7 protein-coding genes are annotated in these 7881 nt (G+C 36.3%); all 7 read left to right on the top strand.

Features of this window, described 5'->3' with window-relative positions:
* Positions 1-754 (top strand): Fic family protein (locus BBROOKSOX_RS07910; protein ID WP_139660743.1); only part of this gene is annotated, 754 nt, incomplete at its 5' end.
* Between the two features lie 21 nt (positions 755-775).
* A complete protein-coding gene (locus BBROOKSOX_RS07915) occupies positions 776-1750 on the top strand; it encodes a DNA ligase (RefSeq protein ID WP_257607805.1) in 975 nt (324 codons plus the stop codon).
* 48 nt (positions 1751-1798) lie between these two features.
* Entirely contained in the window at positions 1799-2455 is a 657-nt protein-coding gene (locus BBROOKSOX_RS07920; RefSeq protein WP_139660745.1) for a protein-L-isoaspartate O-methyltransferase family protein, read from the top strand.
* 12 nt (positions 2456-2467) lie between these two features.
* Complete coding sequence (locus BBROOKSOX_RS07925) at positions 2468-4843, top strand: efflux RND transporter permease subunit (RefSeq protein ID WP_139660748.1); 2376 nt, start codon at positions 2468-2470, stop codon at positions 4841-4843.
* A gap of 92 nt (positions 4844-4935) precedes the next feature.
* Entirely contained in the window at positions 4936-5487 is a 552-nt protein-coding gene (locus BBROOKSOX_RS07930; protein WP_139660751.1) for a DUF4760 domain-containing protein, read from the top strand.
* On the top strand, positions 5488-7044 hold the full coding sequence (gene nadB, locus BBROOKSOX_RS07935) for an L-aspartate oxidase (protein WP_139660753.1): 1557 nt from the start codon (positions 5488-5490) through the stop codon (positions 7042-7044). It begins immediately after the preceding gene.
* Entirely contained in the window at positions 7041-7586 is a 546-nt protein-coding gene (gene def, locus BBROOKSOX_RS07940) for a peptide deformylase (RefSeq protein ID WP_373896619.1), read from the top strand. Before nadB ends, def begins: the two co-directional genes overlap by 4 nt.
* Positions 7587-7881: the final 295 nt, after the last annotated feature.

Consider the following 7881-nt stretch of genomic DNA (forward strand, 5'->3'; position numbering starts at 1 on the left):
GGTCATTGCACCACCGCGTGAAGTACAAGAGGTGCGTAATGCAATTAAAGCCTACGAAAAATTAACAAAGTGGCGCCCAACAAGTCAGCAAGATTTATTAGCTGCACATCAAACTTTAATGCAGGGTTTGATTGATGATGTGGGGCAATATAGAAACACTGGTGTAGGTGTCATGAAAGGCAAAAAAGTGATTCATATGGCGCCCTCTGCTGAGTGCGTCAATGGATTGATGTTTGATTTATTTGATTGGTTGGCGTGCAGTGACGAACATCCACTCATTCTTAGCTCTATATTTCATTATGAATTTGAATTTATTCATCCATTTGCAGATGGCAATGGCAGAATGGGGCGTTTGTGGCAAACTTTGATATTGAGTCAGTGGCAAGATATTTTTAGTTATTTACCTGTTGAGAGTCTAATTTATACACATCAAGATGACTATTATTTAGCATTACAACAAAGCACAAAACAAGCCAATTCAGTGCCCTTTATTGAGTTTATCTTACAGATGATTCTTGATAGTTGTAATGAGGATACCCCTCAAGTAACCCCCCAAGTAACCCCCCAAGTAAAGCAATTAATTTCAATCGTTAATGGCGAGATGAGCAAAGAAGAATTAATGTTTGCCTTATCGTTAAAAGATGCTAGAAATTTCCGTCAACGCTATTTGTTACCTGCAATATCTAATAACTTAATTGAAATGAAGCAAGCAGACAAACTCAACAGCCCGACACAAAAATATCGATTGGTTTAATTATGAGACCTTTGCATAAATATGAATAATCATCAAAACGCCATTTTTCACCAACTTGACAATTTTATAAAACACAGCCATAGCTTTGCTATGACTATATTTCATACAATCAACAATTCGGCAAAACTTGTCACTTTGCTAATCATTCCTACTTATGCAAAAGTCTCTATGAAAAAAATAATCAAAATATTGTGTTTATTGTGTTTACCGAGTTTGTTGTTAGCGGCAAATAAGCCAGATTTATTTTTACTTAAAACTTATGATGATAAAAAGTCTGTTGTGGGTTGGGTGATGAGTGAGAAGTTTGATGGGATAAGAGGGTTTTGGAATGGGAAGCAATTATTAACGCGTGGTGGTCAGCAAATTATAACGCCTGATTGGTTTATTGAGAATTATCCGCCATTTTCGATTGATGGCGAATTATGGACGAAGCGTGGAGATTTTGAAGAAATTAGTAGTATTGTTAGGCGCAAAAATCCTGATAATCGTTGGCGTGCAATCACTCATCAAATTTTTGAAGTGCCAAATCAAGAAGGTGGGTTACTGGATAGATTAAAGGTTTTGCAAGATTATTTAAAAACACAACCCAATACGCCAATTAAGATTATTAAGCAGTATCCGGTTACTCATCAAAATCAGGTTAAGCAATTTTTGCATGATATTGTACATAAAGACGGTGAAGGTGTAGTGGTGAGAAATCCAAACACTGCTTATCAAACAGGCAGATTGAGCTCAGCGCTTAAAGTAAAAAAATATCTAGATACAGAGTGCGTGATTGAAAAAATCTTACCTGGAAAAGGAAAGTATGCGGGAAAGATGGGTTCGTTATTATGTAAAACTAAAGACGGTGCAATGGTTAAGATTGGGTCAGGATTTTCAGATAATCAGCGTAAAAACCCACCTGCTATCGGCACTAGTGTTACTTTTAAATATTATGGCTTGACAAAAAAGGGGAAATTTAAATATCCTGTGTTTTTACACATTAGAGTCCAATAAATATATTAAAATAAAATCACAAACATTATTTTTAATTAAAAGATTAATATGAGCAATACGCAACAAGCAAGACAAAATTCCATTGACTCACAAATTCGCCCTTGGGGTGGTCTCAACTATATTGCCAATAATGCGCTCAGAGATACTCCTAGAGAATTTTTTGTACCTGAGGCTTATAAAAACCTTGCTTTTGCTGATATTGAAATCCCACTAAACAATCAAGCAAAAATGTTCAGCCCTAAGATTGAGGGCAGACTACTTGATGCGCTTAATATTAAATCACACGAGACCGTACTAGAAATTGGCACAGGTAGTGGTTATTTAACAACAGTAGTTGCAAAGCTTTGTCAATCTATTACTAGTGTTGAAATTAATGAAGAACTCAGTGACAGCGCAAAGGAAAAACTTAATGCACTTAATATCAATAATGCACAACTTACACTAGGTGACGGCTCTCAAGGCTGGCAGTCAAATGATTTTTTTGATGTGGTGATTGTTGGTAGTGCAGTACCGGATATCACGGGGCGTTATTTTCATTTGCTCAATGTGGGTGGCCGTATTTTTGTGGTTGAAGGTAAGGGTAATGCGATGACTGCAAAGCTCATTACCCGCATTAGCGAACACGAATGGGAAACTGAGGCATTATTTGAAACGCACCTAAATACAATGCAAGGTTTAGAAACAACAAAAAACTTTGAATTCTAATAGTCTAAGTCTATGAAATATTTTTATAATGCCGTTATCAAAAAACCTGGCAACAGCATTGTATTGCTGTTGTTGTTTGTTGGCTTTTTTATCGCACAAATTCCTAATTTTCAACTAGACGCCTCAAGTGATTCCTTGGTTTTAGAAGGTGATAACAATCTTCGTTATTACCAAAGTATTAGAAAAAATTATGGCTCTGATGATTACTTGGTTATTAGTTACCAAGTTAAGGATAATTTACTCGCCCCGAAACAACTCAAGCACTTAGCAAGTCTTAAAAAAGACTTGCAAGCTATCGAACAAGTTAAATCGGTTACTACGATTTTAGATGTACCTTTGTTTCAATCGCCACCACTATCACTCACCGACTTAACCTCTAAGAATATCTCTATTGAGAATGGCAACGCCGATCTTGCACTTGCTGGTAAAGAATTTAAAACATCCGCTTTGTACAAGGATAATTTAGTCAGTAAAGATGGCAAAACCAGTGCAATTTTGGTGTTGTTAAAAGACAACGAACAATTCAAAGAACGACGCCAAATACGCAATAAAATGCGTGTCAAAAAGGCAAATAATAAGCTTTCTAAAGCAGAATTAACAAAATTAAAAAGTATTGAAAAACAAGTAACGCAAGATGCAACAGTGCAAAGCAATCTGCAAGACCAGACTATTACTCAAATCCGCACAACGATTGATAAATATCGAGATAAGGCAAGTCTATTCTTAGGTGGATTGCCAATGATTACCACTGATATTATTGGCTATATCAGCAATGATTTGGTTGTTTTTAGTTTGGCAATTATTGCTTTAATGGCACTCATTTTGGCGCTTATCTTTAAAGGTATTCGCTGGGTGCTAATGCCAATTGGTATTAGCATTACTGGCGCACTGACGATGACGGGAATTTTGGCGTTTTTAGGGTGGAAAGTTACCGTTATTTCTTCTAATTTCTTCTCATTACTATTAGTGATGACGCTCTCAGTGACTATTCATTTGGTAGTGCGTTATCGAGAACTTGCACAGAATAATCCTGATTTAGAATATTACACACTCATTCAAAATACCTTAGAACAGATGCTTAAACCTTGTTTGTTTACCACGCTAACGACTATTGTTGCTTTTGGCTCGTTACTAATTAGTGGCATCAGACCGGTGATTGACTTTGGTTGGATGATGTCTATTGGTGTCACCGTTGCCTTGGTGCTGTCGTTTGTTGCTTTCCCAATTATTATGCGTTTTTTACCAAAAGCACAAGTGCCAAAATTCAACACTGAATTAGGGTTTACCCATAGTTTGGCTAAATTTAGCGAAAAATTTGGCAATCATTTACTGGTTGTTTTGGTGTTATTTATTGGACTTTCAGTGGTAGGTATTAGCAAACTCAGTGTTGAAAATCGCTTTATTGACTACTTTAAAAAAAGCACTGAAATTAATCAGGGTTTAACACTAATTGATGAAAAACTGGGTGGCACCATTCCACTAGAAATTATCTTTGATGACTTGGCAGAGGATTATTGGTATGACGAAGACTTGCGTGCTGATATACACAAAATTCATCAGTATTTAGACGCTTTAGATGAAACGGGAAAAGTGCTTTCAATTGACACGCTAATGCAAATACTAACGCGTGTCAATGATGATAAAACACCCAATGGTTTCTTTTTAAATATTATTAAAAGTCAGATTCCACAGAGCGCTAGAGGGCAAGTGTTAGACCCTTATATGTCCGAAGATAGTGGGCAATTGCGTATGGTTATTCGTATTCGTGAGACCAATAAAGACCTCAAACGCGCTGCATTAATTGAAAAAATTGAAAACTATATTGCAAAAGATATTGGCTTTAAAAAAGATAGCTTCCACACAACGGGTATGTTGGTGCTCTATAACAATATGTTGCAAAGCTTGTTTGACTCGCAAATTAAAACCATCATTGCGGTGTTTTTAATGATTTTTATTATGTTTTTATTTATTTTTAAATCATTCAGTTTGTCAATTCTAGCGATTATTCCTAACATCTTGCCCTCAGTTTTTATTTTGGGCATCATGGGTTTAATGAATATCCCACTGGATTTAATGACCATCACTATCTCAGCCATTGCGATTGGTATTGGCGTTGATGATGCCATTCATTATATTCATCGTTTTAAAGCTGAATTTGCAAAAGACCACGACTATTTGGCCACGATGTATCGCTCGCATAACTCAACTGGCTTAGCGATGTTTTACACCTCTATCACCGTCACATTAGGTTTCTTAGTCTTGACTTTGTCTAATTTCATTCCAAGTATTTATTTTGGCGCCTTCACTGCTATCGCTATGCTGAGTGCACTACTGGCAAACCTAACCTTATTGCCAAAATTGATTTTAATCTTTAAACCAAAAATTTAAAAATATGTGTCAATATCAAAAAAATAGTATAATAACAGTCGTTACAACCTAAAAGGAAAGAGAAAATACCATGTTTTTATTAGAAGGAACTGATGGATATTAACATCCAAGATTTATTAATATTTTTTAACTCAAAAGCCAGCACATCTATTGCTGGCTTTTTGATTATTACTATATCTATTATTGCTATTTACTCGCAAAGAAAAACCGCTAGACAAAAAACTTCATTAGAATTTTTAGACAAACTTGCTTCTAATAAACGCTTGATTGATAGTGCGAAATTTTTGCGTGATTACCATTTTGACAATGACAAAAGTATTGTTCTAATTGCCACTTCAAATTCCAAAAAATATAAAGAGTTACAAGATCAAATAAATCCTATTTTTAATTATTTTGAATCTATCTCAATCGGTGTTCGTATTGGAATTTACGATAGACGCATTATGTGTTTATCTAGAAAACAACAAATTATCCACACATTTGAGTATTCAAAACCTTATATTGAAGAAATCAGAAAACGGTTGAATAATCGTTGTTTATTTGAAAATTTAGAATGGTTCTCTACTTGCCTTTTAAAACCTTGGTACTACAGACTAACTTGTAAAATTACACAGTTTTTTCGGTGCCGACATAAGGAAAAATAAATGTCTAATAAGTGCTGTTTTGATGTTCTGATCATCGGTACAGGCAGTGCAGGGCTGATGAGTGCTCTGCAACTGTCTGAGGATTTATCTGTTGCGCTAATCGCCAAAGACAAGCTCTTAGAGGGCAGCTCTTACTACGCTCAAGGTGGCATCTCAGCAGTGCTGGATAGTGCGGATGATTTTGAGTCGCATATCAAAGATACCCTATCAACCGGTAGTCATTTAGGTGACGAAAAAGCCGTTCGTTTTATGGTTGAGAATGCACCTGATGCTATTGCATCTTTAGAAGAAATTGGTGTGTTGTTCACCCAAGAAGATGGACAATATCATCTTACCACTGAAGGGGGGCATAGCAATAGGCGTGTGGTGCATGTGGCTGATAAAACAGGACAATCTATCCAGACTAGTTTATTGGATAGCATTAAATCAAAGAAAAATATCCACCTTTTTGAAAACTTTATTGCCATTGATTTACTCAAAAAAAATAAACAATGTTATGGTGCCTATATTCTGAATAAAGCTAACAATGAAGTTGAAAGTTTTATTGCTCATCAAACTATTATTGCCACAGGTGGTGCTTCCAAAACTTATCTTTATACCTCCAACCCAGACACCTCAACGGGTGATGGTATGGCGATGGCATATCGAGCACATTGTAATATTGTTAATATGGAATTTACTCAGTTTCACCCAACTTGCCTATACCACCCACACGCAAAATCGTTCTTAATCTCTGAGGCTTTGCGTGGTGAGGGTGCAAAACTCATCTTACCAAATGGTGCGGCATTTATGCATAAATACGACCAACAAGCTGAGCTTGCTACGCGTGATATTGTCGCTAGAGCGATTGACTCAGAAATGAAAACCAATGGTTTTGACTGTGTGTACTTAGACATCTCCTTTAAGGGCAAAGACTGGATACAAGCACACTTCCCGACCATTGATCAAAAATGCGCCTCTTTTGGTATTGACATCTCTCAACAGCCTATCCCTGTTGTGCCTGCTGCTCACTACAGTTGTGGTGGCATACAAACCAATCTTGACAGTCAAACCAATGTGAGCAATCTATATGCTGTTGGTGAAGTCGCACACACGGGCGTACACGGTGCTAATCGTATGGCAAGCAACTCACTATTAGAATGTGTGGTATTCGCCAAAGCTTGTGCCAATCATATTAATACACAAACATTTGAACAGGATTATCCAACCTTTAATGATTGGGATGCATCCAGAGCCAGCCCATCAAAAGAAAAAGTAATGATCTCACATCTATGGGATGAAATCAGACGCATTATGTGGAATTTTGTCGGCATTGTGCGTAGCAATAAACGCTTGTGTGCCGCAAAAATGCGCTTGACGAAAATACAAAATGAAGTAGATGAATACTATCATCTTTACTTGGTTTCAAGCGATTTAATCGAATTAAGAAACCTTATCACCACCGCACAAATTACAGTTGAATCAGCAATTTCAAGAACAGAAAGCCGTGGCTTGCATTACAATGAAGATTATCCGAGTACCTCTGGTACCATTAAAAACACCTTAGTAAAATTATGAAGCTTCCAATTTTAAAATTCCCAGACGATAAACTTCGCACCAAAGCCAGTAAAGTTGAGACAATAGACGATACAATTAAGACCTTAGTCAAAGATATGTTTGAGACAATGTATGACTCAGATGGTATTGGCTTAGCCGCTACACAAGTTAATCAACATTTGCAAGTCGTTGTGATGGATGTGCCAGACTCAGGTGAAGACTACCAATTAATATTAGAGAATCGCACCACCAAAAACAAACTTATCAAAAAACACCCTTTATGCTTTATCAATCCAACGATTACTAAAAAGGAAGAAAAAGAAATTCATACCGAGGGGTGCTTATCAGTACCCAATTTTTATGCAAAAGTTGAGCGCTTCAACCACATTGTAGTGGAAGCATTAGACGAAAATGGCGACCCATTTACTCTAGAAGCACGCAATTTGCTGGCAGTTTGCATTCAGCACGAACTGGATCATTTGCAAGGCATCTTATTTATAGATTACCTTTCTAAACTCAAACAAAAACGCTTATTAGAACGCATTAAAAAACAATCACTCTAACAACCAGAAAACTGAAAATACACATTGAAAATTAGTATGAGACCTTTGCATAAATAGTCAACCCTTAAAAACCACACAACAAATTGATTTATAACAATAAAACCAACAATAACCATAGACAAATCAACCAACTTTTGCTAAAATACCTCTTATTTCTTGGTCGTTTTGCTTAAAAAAATGTTAACTAAATCCAGCCCAATATCCACCCAATCAAATCTTTTTCATTCAGAGCTCTTTTCTCAATTAGATGTCAAAGACCCTTTAATACAACTAGCCAACACTATTAATTGGACAG

The organism is bacterium endosymbiont of Bathymodiolus sp. 5 South, assembly GCF_900128535.1.
Lineage (GTDB): Bacteria > Pseudomonadota > Gammaproteobacteria > PS1 > Pseudothioglobaceae > Thiodubiliella.